The sequence below is a fragment of the Streptomyces sp. NPDC046939 genome (assembly GCF_040644575.1).
Classification (GTDB): Bacteria; Actinomycetota; Actinomycetes; order Streptomycetales; family Streptomycetaceae; genus Streptomyces.
Genome location: NZ_JBEYWV010000046.1, coordinates 9,793 through 27,516, shown reverse-complemented (window position 1 = coordinate 27,516; position 17,724 = coordinate 9,793). Strand labels below are relative to the sequence as shown.

Annotated in this window: 20 protein-coding genes; 18 read left to right on the top strand and 2 right to left on the bottom strand. The window is 73.8% G+C overall.

The genetic code is table 11. From position 1 onward, the window contains the following. The first annotated feature begins 57 nt into the window (after positions 1 to 57). From ABZ877_RS36035 to ABZ877_RS36020, 4 genes are all read left to right on the top strand, one after another. On the top strand, positions 58 to 1,431 hold the full coding sequence (locus ABZ877_RS36035; RefSeq protein ID WP_361080156.1) for a ferredoxin reductase family protein: 1,374 nt from the start codon (positions 58 to 60) through the stop codon (positions 1,429 to 1,431). 9 nt (positions 1,432 to 1,440) lie between these two features. Then, positions 1,441 to 1,869 carry an FMN-binding protein gene (locus ABZ877_RS36030; RefSeq protein ID WP_361080155.1) on the top strand — a complete coding sequence of 143 codons (429 nt, stop codon included), beginning with the start codon at positions 1,441 to 1,443 and terminating at the stop codon, positions 1,867 to 1,869. Beyond that, positions 1,862 to 2,617, top strand: a complete 756-nt coding sequence (locus ABZ877_RS36025; RefSeq protein WP_361080154.1) for an FAD:protein FMN transferase — start codon at positions 1,862 to 1,864, stop codon at positions 2,615 to 2,617. Before ABZ877_RS36030 ends, ABZ877_RS36025 begins: the two co-directional genes overlap by 8 nt. A 149-nt stretch (positions 2,618 to 2,766) precedes the next feature. Further along, positions 2,767 to 3,666, top strand: coding sequence for a universal stress protein (locus ABZ877_RS36020; RefSeq protein WP_361080152.1), 900 nt, complete (start codon positions 2,767 to 2,769; stop codon positions 3,664 to 3,666). A gap of 44 nt (positions 3,667 to 3,710) precedes the next feature. On the opposite strand, the gene ABZ877_RS36015 is transcribed toward ABZ877_RS36020, so the two are convergent. After that, entirely contained in the window at positions 3,711 to 4,304 is a 594-nt protein-coding gene (locus ABZ877_RS36015) for a hypothetical protein (protein WP_361080150.1), read from the bottom strand. 142 nt (positions 4,305 to 4,446) lie between these two features. On the opposite strand from ABZ877_RS36015, the gene ABZ877_RS36010 reads away from it, so the two are divergent. Next, positions 4,447 to 4,635 carry a hypothetical protein gene (locus ABZ877_RS36010; protein WP_361080148.1) on the top strand — a complete coding sequence of 63 codons (189 nt, stop codon included), beginning with the start codon at positions 4,447 to 4,449 and terminating at the stop codon, positions 4,633 to 4,635. 45 nt (positions 4,636 to 4,680) lie between these two features. Here ABZ877_RS36010 and ABZ877_RS36005 read toward each other — a convergent pair whose 3' ends face one another. Then, positions 4,681 to 5,547 carry a universal stress protein gene (locus ABZ877_RS36005; protein ID WP_361080146.1) on the bottom strand — a complete coding sequence of 289 codons (867 nt, stop codon included), beginning with the start codon at positions 5,545 to 5,547 and terminating at the stop codon, positions 4,681 to 4,683. 167 nt (positions 5,548 to 5,714) lie between these two features. Here ABZ877_RS36005 and ABZ877_RS36000 point away from each other — a divergent pair, with 167 nt between their 5' ends. From ABZ877_RS36000 to hypE, 13 genes are all read left to right on the top strand, one after another. After that, entirely contained in the window at positions 5,715 to 6,215 is a 501-nt protein-coding gene (locus ABZ877_RS36000; RefSeq protein ID WP_361080144.1) for a hydrogenase maturation protease, read from the top strand. Next, positions 6,196 to 8,514, top strand: coding sequence for a carbamoyltransferase HypF (hypF, locus tag ABZ877_RS35995; RefSeq protein WP_361080142.1), 2,319 nt, complete (start codon positions 6,196 to 6,198; stop codon positions 8,512 to 8,514). The genes ABZ877_RS36000 and hypF overlap by 20 nt, the downstream gene beginning before the upstream one ends. A 5-nt stretch (positions 8,515 to 8,519) precedes the next feature. Further along, the gene (locus ABZ877_RS35990; protein WP_361080140.1) at positions 8,520 to 8,870 is read left to right on the top strand and encodes a HypC/HybG/HupF family hydrogenase formation chaperone; all 351 of its coding nucleotides are present in this window, start codon (positions 8,520 to 8,522) and stop codon (positions 8,868 to 8,870) included. A gap of 28 nt (positions 8,871 to 8,898) precedes the next feature. Beyond that, entirely contained in the window at positions 8,899 to 9,639 is a 741-nt protein-coding gene (locus ABZ877_RS35985) for a CBS domain-containing protein (RefSeq protein WP_361080138.1), read from the top strand. Between the two features lie 51 nt (positions 9,640 to 9,690). Beyond that, positions 9,691 to 10,221 carry a flavodoxin domain-containing protein gene (locus ABZ877_RS35980; RefSeq protein WP_361080136.1) on the top strand — a complete coding sequence of 177 codons (531 nt, stop codon included), beginning with the start codon at positions 9,691 to 9,693 and terminating at the stop codon, positions 10,219 to 10,221. A gap of 102 nt (positions 10,222 to 10,323) precedes the next feature. Further along, positions 10,324 to 11,451 (top strand): 4Fe-4S dicluster domain-containing protein, encoded by a 1,128-nt coding sequence (locus ABZ877_RS35975; protein ID WP_361080133.1) that lies wholly within the window; start codon positions 10,324 to 10,326, stop codon positions 11,449 to 11,451. Beyond that, entirely contained in the window at positions 11,448 to 11,909 is a 462-nt protein-coding gene (locus tag ABZ877_RS35970) for a cyclic nucleotide-binding domain-containing protein (protein WP_361080132.1), read from the top strand. Before ABZ877_RS35975 ends, ABZ877_RS35970 begins: the two co-directional genes overlap by 4 nt. Further along, complete coding sequence (locus tag ABZ877_RS35965) at positions 11,906 to 12,715, top strand: FAD/NAD(P)-binding protein (protein WP_361080130.1); 810 nt, start codon at positions 11,906 to 11,908, stop codon at positions 12,713 to 12,715. The genes ABZ877_RS35970 and ABZ877_RS35965 overlap by 4 nt, the downstream gene beginning before the upstream one ends. A 4-nt stretch (positions 12,716 to 12,719) precedes the next feature. Continuing rightward, complete coding sequence (locus ABZ877_RS35960; protein WP_361080129.1) at positions 12,720 to 13,493, top strand: oxidoreductase; 774 nt, start codon at positions 12,720 to 12,722, stop codon at positions 13,491 to 13,493. Then, the gene (locus tag ABZ877_RS35955) at positions 13,490 to 14,833 is read left to right on the top strand and encodes a Ni/Fe hydrogenase subunit alpha (RefSeq protein ID WP_361080127.1); all 1,344 of its coding nucleotides are present in this window, start codon (positions 13,490 to 13,492) and stop codon (positions 14,831 to 14,833) included. The genes ABZ877_RS35960 and ABZ877_RS35955 overlap by 4 nt, the downstream gene beginning before the upstream one ends. Continuing rightward, the gene (locus ABZ877_RS35950) at positions 14,830 to 15,477 is read left to right on the top strand and encodes a CBS domain-containing protein (RefSeq protein ID WP_361080125.1); all 648 of its coding nucleotides are present in this window, start codon (positions 14,830 to 14,832) and stop codon (positions 15,475 to 15,477) included. The genes ABZ877_RS35955 and ABZ877_RS35950 overlap by 4 nt, the downstream gene beginning before the upstream one ends. Next, positions 15,474 to 16,601 carry a hydrogenase formation protein HypD gene (gene hypD, locus ABZ877_RS35945; RefSeq protein ID WP_361080123.1) on the top strand — a complete coding sequence of 376 codons (1,128 nt, stop codon included), beginning with the start codon at positions 15,474 to 15,476 and terminating at the stop codon, positions 16,599 to 16,601. The genes ABZ877_RS35950 and hypD overlap by 4 nt, the downstream gene beginning before the upstream one ends. Next, complete coding sequence (gene hypE / locus ABZ877_RS35940) at positions 16,598 to 17,632, top strand: hydrogenase expression/formation protein HypE (RefSeq protein WP_361080122.1); 1,035 nt, start codon at positions 16,598 to 16,600, stop codon at positions 17,630 to 17,632. Before hypD ends, hypE begins: the two co-directional genes overlap by 4 nt. Positions 17,633 to 17,724 lie beyond the last annotated feature (92 nt).

The window sequence follows — 17,724 nt, the reverse complement described above, 5'->3', positions numbered from 1 at the left end:
GCCGCCTCAGAGGTTGCCGCGCCACAGTGGGCGGCACATCGCCCGGAGGAGCCGCCCATGGCCACCACCACCCACAGTCCACCACCGCAGGTCCGGCACCGCGCCCCGAACGCGGAGCGGCGCCGCTCCCCCGCCGCACCCCTGCTGCTGGCGGCGTGGGCCGGCGGTGTCGCCGTCCTCGCCCTGTGGTGGCACGACACGGCGTCCGTGCTCGGCAGCGCGGGCTGGCTGACCGGCGCGGGCCGCATCACCGGACTTCTCTGCGGCTACATGTGCGCCCTGCTCATCGCCCTGATGGCGCGAGTGCCGTGGCTGGAGACGGGCGTGGGCAGCGATCGCACCGCGCGCTGGCACGCGTCCGCCGGGCGCTGGACCCTCTCGCTGCTCCTCGCGCACATCGTGCTCACCACGCTCGGCTACGCCGCACAGGCACATGTGGGGCCACTGCCCGAGCTCGGCACGATCGTGTTCGACCTGCCCGACATGGTCAAGGGCACGGCGGGCGCCGTCCTGCTGCTCGCCGTCGGCTACACCTCCGTGCGCGCGGTGCGCCGGGCGATGCGTTACGAGACCTGGTACTACCTGCACCTGACCACCTACGCCGCGGTGTTCCTGGCGTTCTCCCACCAACTGGCGCTCGGCGCCGACTTCGTGGGCAGCGCGCCCGCACGCGCGGCCTGGTACGCCCTATACGCCTTCGCGGCCGGCCTCGTCGTGTGGTTCCGGGTGCTGACGCCCCTCGGCCTCAATCTGCGCCACCGGCTGCGCGTGGAAGGTGTCGTACGCGAGGCTCCCGGCGTGTACTCGCTGTGGATCCGCGGCCGGCGGCTCGACCGGCTCGGCGTCCAGCCGGGCCAGTTCATGCGCTGGCGCTTCCTCGCCCCCGGCATGTGGAGCGCCTGCCACCCCTACTCCCTGTCGGCGGTGCCCCGCGGTGATCTGCTGCGTATCACCGTCAAGGCGCTCGGTGACCACAGCGGGGCCGTCGCCACCCTGCGGCCCGGAACCCGGGTGTGGGCGGAGGGGCCGTACGGCGCGCTCACCGCCGCTCGGCGCCGACGCGGCAAGGTGCTCCTGATCGCGGGCGGCACCGGCATCACGCCGCTGCGCGCCCTCTTCGAGTCGCTGCCCGCCGCGCCCGGCGCTCTGACCCTGCTCTACCGGGCCCGCACCGCCGAGGAGCTGGCGCTGCGCGGCGAGCTGGAGGCGATCGCGGCCGGGCGCGGGGCCCGTCTCGTGTACGCGCTGAACGGCCCGGACGGTGCGCGCACCCCGATCACCTCCGAGCGGCTGCGGGCGCTGCTGCCGGATCTCGCCCGGCACGACGTGTACCTGTGCGGACCGCACGGCATGGCCGTGGCCGCGTACGACGCCCTGCGCACGGCCAAGGTGCCGGCCTCGCGCATCCACTACGAGTCCTTCGAGATGTGAGCCCCTGCCATGCGCGCCCACCCTGTCCGCCGCACCGTACTCACCTGCGCCGCCACCGTCACCGTGACGGTCCTGACCCTGTCCCTGAAACCCCACCACGTGGCACCCGCCCTCCCGTCCGCCCCGTCGCCGCCGAAGAGCGCCGCCCCGGACACCGCCGCCGGGCGCACGGTCACGGGTTCCACCGTGCGGACCCGCTACGGGCCCGTCCAGGTCGAGCTCACCCTCGACGGCTCCCGGATCACGGCCGCCCGTGCGGTGCGTGTCCCCGGCGGAGACCCGCACAGCCAACAGATCAGCGCGTCCGCGATACCCACGCTCGTCCAGGAGACGGTGGACGCGCAGAGCGCCAGGATCGACACGGTGTCCGGAGCGACCTACACCAGTGAGGGCTACATCACCTCCTTGCAGAGCGCGCTGGACAGCACCCATGGCTGAGGCGCCCGGGCTGCACAGCGTCGTGCGCACCATGGGGACAGTGTTCTCGTGCACCGTGCGGGACGCGGCGACTCCCGCCCTGCGAACGGCGCTCGACGAGGCCGCTGCCCTCCTGCGCCATCTCGACGCCGTGTTCTCGCCCTTCCGGGCGGACAGCGCCGTCTGCCGCATCCGGCGCGGCGAGTCCGTGCCGGCCGCGTGGGAGGAGGAGGTGCGCGAGGTCGTCGCGTTGTGCGACGAGGCGGGGCGGCGAAGCGACGGCTATTTCTCGCAGCGGCATTCGGGGGTCTTCGACCCCACCGGGCTGGTGAAGGGGTGGGCGGTGGAGCGCGCGGCCCGCCTGCTGCGGGACGCGGGGGCCGCACACGTCTGTCTGAACGGCGGTGGCGACGTGCAACTGCACGGCGGTCCGTGGCGCGTGGGCATCACCGATCCCCTGCGGCCCGGGAAGACGGTCGCCGTCGTCACGTCCGACGAGGGCCCGCTGGCGATCGCCACCTCGGGCCCTGCCGAGCGGGGCCACCACATCGTCGACCCGCGCACCGGGGCGCCTCCCCGGGCCGGCCTCGCCTCGCTCACCGTGGTCGCCCCCGGCCTCACCGAGGCGGACACCCTGGCGACGGCCGCCTACGCACGCGGTCCCGGCGCCCGCGCCTGGCTGGAGGCGCTCCCCCACGTCGCGGCGTTCGCCGTCACAGCGGACGGGGAGACCTGGGCGACGCCCGGTCCAGGCCGCTCCGCGCCATGACCGATGGCCCGCCGTGCGCGGCACGGCGGGCCGGAACCGGACATCCCCGGCCCGGGACGGTCGGCCCCCTCCTGACGCCGCCTCGATGGCGGCACGATGGAACGAGGGCGCGACAGAAGCACCGCGAGGACCGAGGGACGGAGCATGCCATGGTCAGGCCTGTCGTCGCAGGAGTGGACGGATCCCCTGAGAGCGCCGACTCCGCTCGCTGGGCCGTGCGCGAGGCGTCGCGGCGCGGCACCTCCCTGCGTCTGGTCCATGCCGTGGAGGGTCTTCCTCCGGAAGGCCCCCGACCGCGGCTGCCCGAGCTCAGCGCGCCACTGGAGCGAGCGCACCGGCTGCTGCGTGCCGTCGTGGACGATGTCGCCGCGCACACCCCTCACGTACCTGTGTCGGCCGATCTGATCCCCGGCACGCCCGGGGAGGCGCTGCTCCGTGAGGCGTCAGGGGCCGCCCTCCTGGTGCTGGGCAGCCGAGGGTTCGGCGCTGTCGGCGGAAGGCTCGCCGGGTCGGCTGCCGCGGCCGTCGTGGGCCACGCGAGGTGCCCGGTCGTCCTCGTGCGGGCGGGCACACGAGAACGCGACGCGTTCCTGCCCAGGACCGACCCCACCGCCGCGGACGTCGCCCGTGACGTGGCGCTGGCGCTCGACCTGCCCGGTTCCGGTGCCGAGCTGCTCGACTTCGCCTTCGGCACGGCGCAGTCGCGTGGAAGCGCCGTGCGGGCCGTGCACGTCTGGCATGTTCCGTACGCCGCACCCATGCCCGACGCGGCTCAGCGTGCCGTTCTGCGCGAGGACGCGGAACTCGGTCTCGCCCGGCTCCTGCGTCCCTGGCGCGAGAAGTACCCGGACGTCTACGTGCACGAGGTGCTCGCCGAGGGCCGGGCCACCCACGAGGTCGTCCGGGCGGCCGGTGGCGCGTGCCTGCTCGTCGTGGGCCATCATGCGCGCCCCCACCCGGTGGGCTCACGCACCGGCTCGGTGACGCACGCCGCGATCCACTACGCGAAGTGCCCGGTCGCGGTGGTCCCGCACGACCGACACACCTGACACCACCGTTGAGGGAGCCGGGACACCTCGCTGCTGGACCCGTCTCAACCCGCGCGTTTCCGCCACTGCGGCCCTGTCCGCTCCCACTCCGCGTCCCACTGCGCCATCCGGCGCCGGTCGAGCCGGCGCCGCCCCAGATGCCCCGCGACCAGGACGGCGCCGACCGCACCGGCGCCCGCGGGGCCGCCGAACAACGCCGCCGACAGCCGGGCATCGGCCGGGTCGACGGGCTCGGGCAGCAGCCGGTCGGCGTCGGCGTCCGTCCACACCGTGACGCGCGTTCCGGCCGCTCCGCCCGGCTGGACCCGGGCGGAGCCGGAATGCGGTGCGCCCTTGGCGTCGCGCCGGCTCACGCTCGCCCACACGCGGCTCAGATCCGTACTGCGCCCGATCACCTCGCTCTTCGGGGCATTCTCGGTGAGCACGGCCGTGACCGCGTGGCGTTCGGCACGAGCGCGCACCATGCTGCCCTCGACGGCGTCGGCGGTCGCCACTCCGGCGAGGCATCCGAGCGCTCCCGCGACCGTCCACGTGATCAGGATGACCCACCCCTCCGCGACATCACTGCCACGCCGCAAGGGGTTGTGCCGCCAGCGCCACCACCACACCCGGCGCGTCCTCGCTCGTGACCGGCCCATGACCGACTCCTCGTCGAAGCGGCGACCCCGGGGAACATCCCCGAAGCCACACTCCCGCGCGCCGCGGAGGACGGGGCAGGGGCCGGTCAGGTACGTCCACAGGACCGGAACGCCTCTTCCGACGTGCCGTTAAGGACACATCGTGGAAAGGCCACATCGTGGAACGTCGCTGCTGGCCGCCGTGGTCGTCCTGACAGTCCTGACCTGGTTCGCCGACACCCTGTACGTCCGTCTGCGCGGCCACGTCGCGTCTCCGAGGAGCCCGGCCGACAGCGGGCCTCGGGTCACCGGGCCCCGGCGGTCCGCGGATCTGGCCGGGCACGTCACCTGAGACGGAGCGTCCGGGCCCGCCGCCCCGTACCGGTCGTCGTAGGCCTCAGCCGTGGGGCACCACGGCCACCGGGCACGCGGAATGGTGCAGCACCGCATGGCCGACGGGGCCGAGTTGCAGGCCCACCCCGCTCCGGCGTCGGCGCGCGCCCACGACCAGCAGGTCGCTCAGCGCGGACGCCTCCACGAGGAGGTCACGCGCGTGACCTTCCCGCGGCATCTCCCGCAGGGTGACGCCCGCGTGCACCGCGTGCGCCTCGTGCAGGGCGGCCGTCAGTTCGTTCTCGGCGCGGATCCGGTGCACCCCGACGTCGTCCGTCGGGTAGTCCGGGATCTCGTGCGCGGGACAGCGCCAGGCCCGCAGTGCGAGCAGTCCGGCCCCGCGCAACTCCGCCTCGCGCAGGGCGAACTCGACGGCCGCCGAGGCGCGTTCCGGGTCCCCGAGTCCGAGGACGATCTCGTCGAAGCCGCCGTGGACGTTCTTGTCGTGGCCCCGCACGACGACGGTGGGCGCCTCGGCGTGGGCCGCGACCGGCAGGCTGACCGAGCCGAGGAGAAGGCCGGCGAACGTGCCGTGCCCCCGGCTTCCGACCACGACCATGGCCGCGTCGCGGCTCGCCTCGACCAGTGCGCCGACCGGGTCCGAGGCCGTCACCTGGGCGGTCACGTGGAGTCCGGTCGCACGCCTGCGGACACGTTCGGTGGCCTGCGCGACGATGTGGTCGGCGAGCTGCCTGCCCCCTTCGCGGCCGAGCCCGAGCGCGGGCGCGTGTCCCTCGTAGCGCTCCCAGCGCGAGGCGTGCAGCAACCGCAGCCGCGCACCCCGGCGCACCGCCTCGTCGGCCGCCCAGTCCAGCGCCTGCAGGCTGGACTCCGAACCGTCGACCCCCACGATCAGCGGTCGTTCCTCCATGGTGCTCGCCTCCCTCGCGTGTCCCTCCACGCTGCCAGTCGGGTCCGCGTCGCTGCAGAGGCGAACCGGCCCCGCCCCCGGGACGTTCGGCCCCCTGCCCGAGCCCGCGTGCGGGTGCACTGTCGTGGCGGGGGCCCGCACTCCGCAGGGCACGAAGGGAGCCGTCCATGGCCGCACGGACCCGGATCGCGGTCATCGGCGTGGGCAACGAGTTCCGCCGCGACGACGGCGTCGGCTGTGCCGTCGTGGCGCGGTTGCGGCAGCGCGCGCGAAGCCGTCCGCTGCCGCCGGGCACGGAGCTCCGCACGTGCGACGGTGACCCCGGCCGGCTGATCGGCCTGTGGGAAGGCGCCGACCTGGCGATCGTCGTGGACGCCGCTCACGCGCACCCCTCCTCCCCTGGACGGGTGCACCGCGTCGCACTCGAGGCGGACGCCCTGGGTGTCGCGCACTCCACCAGCTCACACGGTCTGGGGCTTGGTGAGGCCGTGGAGTTGGCACGGATGCTGGACCGGTTGCCCGGAAGGCTGGTCGTGTACGCGGTGGAGGGCGCCGACCACTCCTTGGGCGACGCGATGTCGGACGTGGTCCGCCGCACCGTCGCACCGCTCGCCGACGCGGTGGAGGACGAGATCGTGAGGCACCGGGATGCCACGGCGCGCGCGTGAGCGACAGCGCGCGGTGGTGCGGGACTTCACGGTCTCCGGCACCGTCCAGGGCGTGGGGTTCAGGCCCTTCGTCCATCGCACCGCCACCGCGCTCCGGCTCACCGGGTGGGTGGCGAACGTCGACGGGCACGTGGAGGGCAGCGTGTGCGGTGTCCCGGACGCGGTCGCGAGCTTCACCCACCGGCTGCGTACGGACGCTCCGCCGCTCTCACGGATCCATGAGGTCCGCTTCCGCGATCACGACGCGCCCCCTTCACCGTCCCGCGCGTTCGTCGTGCGCGACAGCGGCACCTCCCTGTCGGGGGCCGCGTCGCCGCGTGAGGTTCCGCCGGACGCCGCCCTGTGCGACGCCTGCCTCGCCGAGCTGCTCGACCCGCGCGACCGCCGCTACCGCCACCCCTTCATCAGCTGCACGGACTGCGGCCCCCGCGCCTCCATCATCGAGGCATTGCCCTATGACCGCGCCCGCACCACCATGCGCCGCTTCCGCATGTGCGCCGACTGCGCGTCCGAGTACGCCGACCCGCACGACCGGCGCTTCCACGCCGAACCGATCGCCTGCCCTGCCTGCGGCCCGCGACTGGCGTGGGAGGACCTGCGGGGCGAGGACGCGCTGCGGGCGGCGGTCAAGACCGTCGGGAGCGGCGGCATCATCGCGCTCAAGGGACTCGGCGGGTATCAACTGGTCTGCGACGCGACGGACCCCGACGCCGTCGGCGAACTGCGCCGCCGCAAGCACCGGCCGGGCAACCCGTTCGCCGTGATGGTGGGCGACATCGAGGCGGCCCGGCGCCTGGCCCGTGTCGGCACGACAGCCCACGCCGAACTCACCCGCGGCGCGCGGCCCGTGGTGCTCCTGCCGCTCGGCCCCGTCCGGCTGCCCACCGCTGTCCATCCGCGCACGGACCGGGTCGGCCTGTTCCTGCCCACCACAGGACTGCACCACCTCCTGCTGTGCGATCTCGCCCGTCCGCTCATCGTCACCAGCGGCAACCGCGTCGGCGAGCCCCTCGTCGTCGACGACACCGACGCCGCGCGCACGCTCGCCCCGATCGTGGACGGAGTCCTCTCGCACGACCGGGCCGTCCGCGCACGCTACGACGACTCGGTCACCGAGGTCACCGGCCGGACCGTCCTCACCGTCCGCCGGGCCCGCGGGCTGGCTCCGGCACCGCTGCCGCTGCCGCGGTCCGCGCCACTACCCCTGGTCGGCGCGGGCGCCCAGTCGAAGCACACGTTCTGCCTCGCCGAGGGCGACCGGGCGCATCTCGCCGCGCACATCGGCGACCTGGGTGACGCCGCCACCTACGAGGCGTTCCAGGAGTCGTACGACGCTCTGCGGCGTCTCACCGGGGTCCGTCCCCGCGCGGTGGCGCACGACCCGCACCCGGGCTATCTCTCCACCCAGTGGGCGCACGCCGGAGGGCTGCCCCGGATCGCCGTACAGCACCATCACGCCCATCTCGCGGCGTGCGCCGCGGAACACGGCTGGAGCCGCCTCTTCACCGGCGTCGCCTACGACGGCCTGGGCCTCGGCGACGACGGGGCCCTGTGGGGCGGCGAGATCATGGTCGCCGACCTCACCTCGTACCGCCGGGTCGGCCGCCTCGCCACGGCCCCGCTGCCCGGCGGGGAGGCGGCGGTCCGCAACCCGTGGCGCACCGCTCTCGGCCACCTGTACGCAGGAGAGCGTCTCGGCCGGCCCGGGCCCGCGCCACGGGCACCCGGTGACTTCACCGACCGTCTCGATCCACGCGCCGTGACCACGGTCCGCACCATGATCGACCGGGGACTCAACTGTCCCGCCGCATCGAGCGCCGGCCGGTTCTTCGATGCCGTGGCGAGCCTGCTCGGACTGGTCGACACCGTGTCCTACGAGGGTGAGGCGGCCGTCGCCCTGGAGACCGCGGCGGGCCGCCTGCGCGCCGCGCCCCTCGCCCACCGCGTGCTCCGCGCCGGCGGACTGTGGGTCTACGACACGACGACCACCCTGACCGACCTCCTCGACCGGCGCGCCGACGGCGAGAGCGTGCCCCTGCTCGCCGCCGCCTTCCACCGCGCGCTCGCCGAGGCCACCGCCGAACTGGTCCGGCGCGCCGTCGAGGCCGGCGCTCCGCGCACGGTCTGTCTGGGCGGCGGCTGCTTCGTCAACCAGCGGCTGCTCACCGAGGTACGGCGGTTGCTGCGGGCGCAGGGGCTGCGGGTGCTCGTGGGCCGAGCCGTGCCGGTCGGTGACGGCGGCATCTCCTACGGGCAGGCCGCGGTCGCCGCCGCCCGCCTCGCACAGGCGAAGGAGTGACACGTATGTGCCTGGGGATCCCCGGACGGATCGTCGACGTGCGCGACGACGCCGGGCTGCGGATGGGCACCGCCGACTTCGGCGGTGTGCGCCGCGAGGTGTGCCTCGCCTACACGCCAGGCGCCGCCGTGGGGACGTACGTCATCGTGCACGTCGGCTTCGCCATCACCGAGGTCGACGAGGCGGAGGCGCACCGCACCCTCGACGTGCTGCGCGCCATGTCGGACGCCGTGGAGGGCGAACTGGGCGAGGCCTTGCCCGGCGGACCGGCCGGCCGGGGCACCGGGCCGGAAGGTCCCGGCCCCCGGCCCGACCGGCCCCTGCACGTCACCGAAGGGGAGCCGGACGCTGGATGAGAGGGCCCCGCAGGACGGAGGCAGACAGATGAAGCACAGCGACATCGGCTCGGTCATGACGGGGGACGTGGTGCGCGCACAAGAGGCCACGTCCTTCAAGGAGATCGTGCGCCTGCTCCACGAACACCGCGTCAGCGGCCTCCCGGTCGTCGACGAGCACGACCACGTCATCGGGGTGGTCTCCGAGTCCGACCTCCTGGCCCGCGAGGTCGAGGCCGCGGGCACCGACGGGCCGCACGCCCACGAACCGCACCGTCGCCGCCTGCCGCGATGGGGGCGGGCGCGGGCCGCGCACCAGAAGGCCGTCGCCCGTACCGCGTCGCAGATCATGTCCGCGCCGCCGATCACGGTCGGTTCGCGCGAGACGATCGCCGAGGCCGCCCGCACCATGGCGCACCACAAGGTGGAACGGCTGCCGGTGGTCGACGACGAGGAGCGCCTCGTCGGCATCGTCACCCGCCGCGATCTGCTCCAGGTGTTCCTCAGGCCCGACGAGGAGATCCGTCGCGAGGTCGTCGACGAGGTCTTCGTCCGCACCCTGTGGCTGTCCCCGACGACCGTCGCGGTGACGGTGCACCAGGGCGTGGTGACGCTCGACGGGCAGGTGGAGCGGCGCAGCGAGAAGGAGATAGCCGCCCGGATGACCGGGCACATCGACGGAGTCGTCGCCGTCGTCGACAAGCTGACGTACCGTCTCGACGACTCCCACCTGCGCCCGGACGAGCCGCACGTGCACGGCGTGCCCGAGGAGTGGCTGCGCAGGCTGTGAGACGCGGCCGGTTCCACGGCAGCGCGCCGACGGACCAGGGAGGTTGACCGGATGGAACGCTCACAACCCCGCGTGCTCGTCGCCTACGGCACCAAGTACGGCGCCACGGGCGAGATCGCGGACCACATCGGGGACACCCTGCGCCAGGCAGGATGCACCGTCGACGTCACGGCCGCGGGCGAGGTGGGACCGGACCTGTCCGCCTACGACGCCCTGGTCATCGGCGGCGCGCTCTACGCCGGCCGCTGGCACCGCGACGCGCGGCGCCTGGCCCGGCGCGCCCGTGCCCGGTCGCACGGGCGCCCCGTGTGGCTCTTCAGCAGCGGTCCGCTGGACGACTCGGCGGCACGGCGCGACATCGACCCCGTGCCGGGGGTGCGCCGCCTCGTCGATCGTCTCGACGCGCGTGAGCACGTCACGTTCGGCGGACGCCTCGACGAGAACGCCCGCGGACGGATGGCGCGGATGATCGTCAACTCCGGAAGAGGAGGGGACTTTCGGGACTTCGACCAGATCACCGCATGGGCCGAGGGCATCGCCCGGGAACTGCTCGCGCTGTCCGACACCGCCCGGCCGGGGTGATCCCGCCGTTGGGCCCAGCTGCCGGGCCGGTCGGCCCCTGCCGTGTCCGCCGGTGGCGCACGACGCTGGAGGTGACGAGGACGTCCACGTGAGGAGGGCTCCATGCCGGCCACCGACACCACCGCGGTTCTCGACCGTGCCGGGATCGACGCCCTCGTGGCGGCCCTCGTCTCCGACGGCCGCACCGTCGTGGGCCCGACGGTCCGCGACGGCGCGATCGTCCTCGGGCCCCTGGACGGCGCCGACGCCCTCCCCTGGGGCTGGGGCAGCGAACTGGAGGCGGGCCGCTACCGCCTCGTGCGCCGCACGGACGGCTCGGTCTTCGCCCACACCTCGGGCCCCCAGTCGTGGAAGACCTTCCTCCACCCCGAGCGCGAGAAGCTGTGGGAGGCCGAGCGGAGCCCCGAGGGCGAGCTGACCGTACGTGCGACGGAGGCGGAGCAGCCGTCCTACGCCTTCTTCGGCGTCCGCCCGTGCGACCTGCGGGCCATCGCCATCCAGGACCGGGTCCTCACCGGTGGGCACTACGGGGACGACGGCTACGCCCGCCGCAGGAACGGGGCGTTCCTCATCGCCGCCGAGTGCACCGAACCCGGTGCCACCTGCTTCTGCGTGTCGATGGGCGGCGGCCCCGCCGCCGACGCCGGGTTCGATCTGGCGCTGACCGAGATCGTCGACGCGGACCGGCACGAGTTCCTCGTACGCGTCGGCAGCGCGGCCGGGGCCCGCGTCCTCGAACGGGTCCCCTCCCGACCGGCCGACGGTCCCACCCGACAGAGCGCCCGGGAGGCCGTCGACGCCGCCCGCGACAGGATGGGCCGCGCCATGCCGCCCGTGGACCTGCGGGCCCTGCTCGGCACCAGCATGGACGCGGAGCGCTGGGACGATGTCGCCGCCCGCTGCCTGACCTGCGGCAACTGCACCATGGTCTGCCCCACCTGCTTCTGCACCACCACCGAGGAGGTCACCGATCTCACCGGCGAGCACGCCGAGCGGTGGCAGCGCTGGGACTCCTGCTTCGACCTCGACTTCTCCCGTCTGCACGGCGGCCCGGTCCGCGCCTCGTCCCGGAGCCGCTACCGGCAGTGGCTCACCCACAAACTCTCCACCTGGTACGACCAGTTCGGCTCCACCGGCTGCGTCGGCTGCGGCCGCTGCATCACCTGGTGCCCCGTCGGCATCGACATCACCGAAGAGGTCTCGGCTCTCGCACAGGAGGCCCGGTCATGATCGCCACATCCACTCCCCGTATGGCACAGGCGCTGCCCGAGGTCCACCGCGCCCGGCTGATGGCGCTCGCCCGCGAGGTCGGCTTCCCCGCCGGCACCCGGCTGTTCGAGGAGGGCGGGCCCGCCGACCGCTTCTGGATCATCCGCACCGGCACCGTCCTGCTCGACATGCACGTCCCCGGCCGTCGCGCCGCCGTCATCGAGAGTCTGGGGTTCGGCGAACTCGTCGGCTGGTCATGGCTGTTCGCACCGCACGTGTGGCAGCTGGGCGCGGAGGCCATGAGTCCGGTGCGCGCCTACGAGTTCGACGCCGCCCGGGTGCGGGAGATGTGCGACGCCGATCAGGAGTGCGGCCGCGAGATCGCCCTGTGGGTGGGCCAGGTCCTCGCACACCGCCTGCTCGCGGCCCGGATCCGGCTGCTCGACCTGTACGCCCCGCACGGAAGCGGGGTGCGATGACGACCTCGGTCCCCCTCCCCTACCAGGTCGTGGAGCGCCGGGAGGAGACCCGCGACACGGTCACGCTGACCCTCGCTCCCGTGCGGACCTCCCTTCGCCCGTTCGGCGCCGGGCAGTTCGCCATGGTGTACGCGTTCGGAGTGGGCGAGATCCCCGTGTCGGTCAGCGCCATCGAGGCCGACGACCGGCTCGGGCACACCGTCCGCGCCGTCGGAGCGGTCTCCCGGGCCCTGTGCGGCGCCCGCGCCGGCGACACGGTCGGACTGCGTGGCCCCTTCGGCATCGGCTGGGAGCCGGAGAAGGCGCGCGGCCAGGACCTCGTCGTGGTGGCCGGCGGCATCGGCCTCGCACCGCTGACTCCGCTCATCCGGCACGCCGTGCACACACCGGGGGCCTACGGCCGGATCAACGTCCTGATCGGGGCACGGACACCGGACGACCTCATCGCGCGCTCGGAGTCCGAGAAGTGGGCCACCGCCTACACCGGTGTGACCGTCGACCACCCCGCCCCGTCCTGGCGCGGCGAGATCGGCCTGGTGACCCGGCTCCTGGACGGCGCCCGCTTCGACCCGGCCCGCACGACCGCCTACGTCTGCGGCCCCGAGCCCATGATCCGCGCCACCGCACGCGACCTCGCCCACCGGGGTGTGCCGCGGGGACGCGTCCGGGTCTCGCTGGAACGCAACATGCGCTGCGCGACCGCCCACTGCGGTCACTGCCAGCTCGGTCCCGTCCTGCTGTGCCGCGACGGCCCGGCGATCGGCTTCGACCGCGCCGAACCCCTCATGTCCGTACGGGAGTTGTGACGTCATGACGACCGCCGACGCCCCCACCCTCGCCGTGTACAAGCTGGCTTCCTGCGACGGCTGCCAGCTCACCCTCCTCGACTGCGAGGACGAACTGCTCACCCTCGCCGGACGTGTGCGCATCGCCCACTTCCTGGAGGCGTCGAGCAAGGTCGAGCCCGGACCGTATGACCTCGCGCTGGTCGAGGGGTCGATCACGACCCCCGCCGACGCCGTCCGCATCCGCGAGATCCGCTCCGGCGCCCGGCACCTCGTGACGATCGGCGCGTGCGCGACGGCCGGCGGCATCCAGGCGCTGCGCAAGGCGGCCGACGTGGCGGAGTTCCGCCGCATCGTCTACGCCCGCCCCGAGTACATCGACACCCTCGCCACCTCCACCCCGGTCTCCGCACACGTCGACGTCGACTTCGAACTGCGCGGCTGCCCCGTCGACCGCCGGCAGCTCCTCGAAGTCATCACCGCCTACCTCGCGGGCCGCAAGCCCGACATCCCGGACCACAGCGTCTGCTTCGAGTGCAAACGCCGCGGCACCGTCTGCGTCACCGTCGCCCACGGCACCCCCTGCCTCGGGCCCGTCACCCACGCGGGCTGCGGCGCCCTGTGCCCCGCCTACGGGCGCGGCTGCTACGGCTGCTTCGGCCCCTCGGGGTCCGTGAACCTGCCCGCGCTCATCCCCGTACTGCGCCGCGACGGACTCGACGACCGGGACCGGGCGCGCCTCCTGCACACCTTCAACACCACCGCCTTCGCGCAGGCCGAGGAGGAGGGCCGGTCGTGACCCATCGCGGACAGCGCGTCGTGCACGTCGGCTCCCTGGCCCGCGTGGAGGGCGAAGGCGCCCTGCACCTGACGGTCGAGGGAACGACCGTCACCGCCGCCCGGCTCCAGATCTACGAACCCCCGCGCTTCTTCGAGGCGTTCCTGCGCGGCCGCGCCCACACCGAGCCACCCGACATCACCGCGCGGATCTGCGGGATCTGCCCTGTGGCATACCAGATGAGCGCGTGCGCGGCGATCGAGGACGCCTGCGGCGTCGACGTGCCGCCCGAGATACGTGCGCTGCGCCGACTGCTCTACTGCGGCGAGTGGATCGAGAGCCAGACGCTCCACATCTATCTGCTGCACGCCCCCGACTTCCTCGGCTGCGACGGAGCCGTGGACCTGGCCCGTACCCACCGGCGGGACGTGGAGCGCGGGCTGCGCCTGAAACAGACCGGCAACGCCGTCATGGAGCTGCTCGGCGGACGCGCCGTCCATCCCGTCAACGTACGCGTCGGGGGCTTCTACCGGGTGCCCGCGCCGGACGAACTGCGACCGCTCGCCGAGCGGTTGCGCGGCGCCCTGGACGACGCCCTGGCCACCGTACGGTGGGCCTCCTCCTTCACCTTCCCCGACGCCGACTGCGACCACGACTTCCTGGCGCTGTCCGAGCCGGACCGCTACGCCATCGAGTCGGGGACGCCGACCGTCCTGACGCGGCGGGGAGGCGAGGTGCGGCGCTTCGGCCTCGCCGCGTTCACCGACGAGGTCGTCGAGGAACACGTCCCGTACTCCACCGCCCTGCACGCCACCCTCCGCGGCCGCCGCCACCTCACCGGGCCCCTCGCCCGGTACGCGCTCAACGGGCACCAGCTCTCGCCCCTCGCCCGCGAGGCGGCCCGGGAAGCCGGACTCGACGGACCGTGCCGCAACCCGTTCCGCTCCCTCCTCGTCCGCGCCGTGGAGGTCGTGTACGCGGTCGAGGAAGCGCTGCGCGTCATCGACGCCTACGAGCCGCCGCGCTCCCCCGCGGTGCCCGTGCCGCCGCGCGCCGGGACCGGTCACGGCGCGACGGAGGCGCCGCGCGGACTGCTCTACCACCGCTACGTCCTGGACGCGGACGGCACCGTCACCGACGCCCGGCTCGTCCCGCCCACCGCCCAGAACCAGGGCGCCATCGAGGAGGACCTGCGATGCCAGGCCGAGGCGGCGCTGCACCACGGGGACATCGACGACGCCGCTCTCACGCACCTGTGCGAGCGGGCCATCCGCAACCACGACCCCTGCATCTCCTGCTCGACCCATTTCCTCGACCTCACCGTCGAGCGCACCCCGCACCCCCCGAGGAGGCAGCCGTGAGGACCGGTCCGCACACCGTCAGCGACGTGATGACGCACACCGTCGTCGCCGTGGGCCGCGAGGCCCCGTTCAAGGAGGTCGTCGAGCTCATGGAGCAGTGGCAGGTCAGCGCCGTGCCCGTCGTCGAGAGCGAGAGCCGGGTCGTCGGTGTCGTCTCCGAGGCCGACCTGCTGCCGAAGGAGGAGTTTCGCGACGCCGACCCCGACCAGCGGGAACAACTGCGCCGCCTCGGCGATCTGGCCAAGGCGGGTGCCGTCACGGCCGGCGAGCTGATGTCGAGTCCTGCCGTGTGCGTCCGGGCCGGCGCCACCCTCGCCGAGGCCGCCCGCATCATGGCCCGCCGCCACGTCAAGCGCCTGCCCGTGGTCAACACGGAGAACATGCTCGAAGGGGTCGTCTCCCGCTCGGACCTCCTGAAGGTGTTCCTGCGCTCCGACGAGGACATCGCCGAGGAGGTCCGCCACACCGTGGCCGCCTACCTCTTCCCCGACCAGCACGTGACCGTCTCCGTGCGGGAGGGTGTCGTCACCTTCGGAGGCACGCTGCACAACCGCAACCTCGTGCCCGTCGCCGCACGGCTCGCCCGCGCCGTCGAAGGGGTCATCGACATCCGCATGGACCTCACCCCGCCCAGCGGCCCATGAGGTACCTCGACGAATACCGCGACCCGCGCCTGGCCCGCCGCCTCCTCGCCGAACTGACCGCCACGGCCACCCGGCCCTGGCGCATCATGGAGGTCTGCGGCGGCCAGACCCACACCCTGGTCCGGCAGGGCATCGACGAACTCCTCCCGGCGGGCATCCGCATGATCCACGGCCCCGGCTGCCCCGTCTGCGTCACCCCGCTCGCAACCCTCGACCGGGCCATGGCCATCGCCGCCCGCCCCGGCGTGGTCCTGACCTCCTTCGGGGACATGCTCCGCGTCCCCGGCACCTCGACCGACCTGCTCTCCCTGCGCGCCCGGGGCGCGGACGTCCGCGTCGTCTACACCCCCATGGACGCGGTACGCCTTGCCGAGCAACTCCCGCACCGGCAGGTGGTGTTCCTCGCCGTCGGGTTCGAGACGACGGCCCCCGCCAACGCCATGGCCGTCCTCCACGCCGCCCGCCTCGGCCTGACCAACTTCTCGGTCCTCGTCAGCCACGTCCTCGTACCCCCCGCGATGACCGCCCTCCTTGAGGACCCGCACTGCGAGGTTCAGGCATTCCTCGCTGCGGGCCATGTCTGCGCGGTGACGGGCTGGCGGGCGTACGAGCCGATCGCGCGCACGTACCGCGTCCCTGTCGTCGTCACGGGCTTCGAACCGCTCGACCTCCTCGAAGGCGTCCTGATGGCCGTACAGCAACTGGAGAACGGCACCCACACCGTCGAGAACCAGTACGTCCGCGCCGTACGACGCGAAGGCAACCCCAACGCCCAGGACGCCGTCACGCACGTCTTCCGCGTGACGGACCGGGCCTGGCGCGGCATCGGCACGCTGCCGGAGAGCGGCCTCGAACTCGCGCCCGCCTACGCCGGGTTCGACGCCGCCCGCCGGTTCGCCGTCGACCGCCTCAATCCGGCCGAGGACCCCGCCTGCATCGCCGGAGCGATCCTGACCGGCGCCGCGCTGCCCACCGACTGCACCGCCTACGGCACCCGCTGCACACCCCGCACCCCGCTGGGCGCCCCGATGGTCTCCACGGAGGGCACCTGCGCCGCCTTCCACTCCGCGGGCCGCCGGCGCACCGAACGTCCGACCGAGAGCCGATCCGGGAGCACGTCATGACGTCCGTCTGCCCCACCCCGCACCACGAACAGGAGGCACTCCTGCTCGGCCACGGCGCGGGCGGCCGTCTCAGCGACGAACTGCTCCGTGACATCGTCCTGCCCGCCCTGGGCACCGCACCGGACACGGTTCTGGAGGACGCCGCACTCCTGCCGGGCGCCGGCGACCTGGTCGTCTCCACCGACTCGTTCGTCGTCGACCCGCTCGTCTTTCCCGGCGGGGACATCGGTTCGCTCGCCGTCCACGGCACGGTCAACGATCTCGCCATGCGAGGTGCGCTGCCCGTCGCCCTGACGCTGGCGATCATCGCGGAGGAGGGCCTGTCCACGGCCGATCTGCGCACTGTGCTGACCTCGTCGGGCAAGGCCGCACGCGAGGTCGGAGTCCCGGTGATCACGGGCGACACCAAGGTCGTCGGGCGCGGCGCCGCCGACCGGCTCTTCCTCACCACGACCGGGATCGGCCGACGCGTCCCCGGCCTCACCCCCTCCGCCGCACGTGCCCACCCCGGAGACGTGATCCTTCTGTCCGGTTCCCTCGGACGCCACGGAACCGCCGTCCTCTCCACCAGGGAAGGACTCGGCTTCGAGGCCACGATCACCTCCGACTCGCGTCCGCTGCACCGCCTGGTCCACGCACTCGCGCCCTGCGGCGCCGATGTGCACACACTCCGCGACCCCACCCGGGGCGGCCTGGCCGCCACACTCAACGAGATCGCCCACGCCGCGCACGCCGGCATGGAGATCGAGGAAGCGTCCCTGCCCGTTCCCGCCGCCGTGTCGGCCGCCTGCGAGCTGCTCGGCCTCGATCCGCTCGGCGTCGCGAACGAAGGCTGCTTCGTCGCGTTCGTCCACCCGCGCGGGGCCGCCACCGCACTGCGAGCGCTCCGGGCTCTGCCGGAAGGAGCCGAGGCCGTCCGCATCGGCGAGGTCACGCAGGGACCACCGGGACGCGTCCACCTCCGCACCCTGATCGGTGCGCGGCGCGTCATCGACATGCCGCTCGGTGAGCAACTGCCACGCATCTGCTGAGTCCGTGTCCACACCCCCCTCCCCCGCCCGGCCGTCGAGCGCGAGGATCGGAACCGAACGGCCCCCGCACCACACTTCTGTCTGCGCCGGAG

What these genes read in the sequence shown, in the direction of transcription:
- ABZ877_RS35960 (WP_361080129.1), top strand. Translation starts at nt 12,720, where the DNA reads ATGACGACCGCCGACGCCCCCACCCTCGCCGTGTACAAGCTGGCTTCC.
- ABZ877_RS36000 (WP_361080144.1), top strand. Translation starts at nt 5,715, where the DNA reads ATGGCCGCACGGACCCGGATCGCGGTCATCGGCGTGGGCAACGAGTTC.
- hypF (WP_361080142.1), top strand. Translation starts at nt 6,196, where the DNA reads ATGCCACGGCGCGCGCGTGAGCGACAGCGCGCGGTGGTGCGGGACTTC.
- ABZ877_RS36030 (WP_361080155.1), top strand. Translation starts at nt 1,441, where the DNA reads ATGCGCGCCCACCCTGTCCGCCGCACCGTACTCACCTGCGCCGCCACC.
- ABZ877_RS36015 (WP_361080150.1), bottom strand. Translation starts at nt 4,304, where the DNA reads ATGGGCCGGTCACGAGCGAGGACGCGCCGGGTGTGGTGGTGGCGCTGG.
- ABZ877_RS35985 (WP_361080138.1), top strand. Translation starts at nt 8,899, where the DNA reads ATGAAGCACAGCGACATCGGCTCGGTCATGACGGGGGACGTGGTGCGC.
- ABZ877_RS35980 (WP_361080136.1), top strand. Translation starts at nt 9,691, where the DNA reads ATGGAACGCTCACAACCCCGCGTGCTCGTCGCCTACGGCACCAAGTAC.
- ABZ877_RS36035 (WP_361080156.1), top strand. Translation starts at nt 58, where the DNA reads ATGGCCACCACCACCCACAGTCCACCACCGCAGGTCCGGCACCGCGCC.
- hypD (WP_361080123.1), top strand. Translation starts at nt 15,474, where the DNA reads ATGAGGTACCTCGACGAATACCGCGACCCGCGCCTGGCCCGCCGCCTC.
- ABZ877_RS35965 (WP_361080130.1), top strand. Translation starts at nt 11,906, where the DNA reads ATGACGACCTCGGTCCCCCTCCCCTACCAGGTCGTGGAGCGCCGGGAG.
- ABZ877_RS35970 (WP_361080132.1), top strand. Translation starts at nt 11,448, where the DNA reads ATGATCGCCACATCCACTCCCCGTATGGCACAGGCGCTGCCCGAGGTC.
- ABZ877_RS36020 (WP_361080152.1), top strand. Translation starts at nt 2,767, where the DNA reads ATGGTCAGGCCTGTCGTCGCAGGAGTGGACGGATCCCCTGAGAGCGCC.
- ABZ877_RS36025 (WP_361080154.1), top strand. Translation starts at nt 1,862, where the DNA reads ATGGCTGAGGCGCCCGGGCTGCACAGCGTCGTGCGCACCATGGGGACA.
- ABZ877_RS36005 (WP_361080146.1), bottom strand. Translation starts at nt 5,547, where the DNA reads ATGGAGGAACGACCGCTGATCGTGGGGGTCGACGGTTCGGAGTCCAGC.
- ABZ877_RS35975 (WP_361080133.1), top strand. Translation starts at nt 10,324, where the DNA reads ATGCCGGCCACCGACACCACCGCGGTTCTCGACCGTGCCGGGATCGAC.
- hypE (WP_361080122.1), top strand. Translation starts at nt 16,598, where the DNA reads ATGACGTCCGTCTGCCCCACCCCGCACCACGAACAGGAGGCACTCCTG.
- ABZ877_RS35990 (WP_361080140.1), top strand. Translation starts at nt 8,520, where the DNA reads ATGTGCCTGGGGATCCCCGGACGGATCGTCGACGTGCGCGACGACGCC.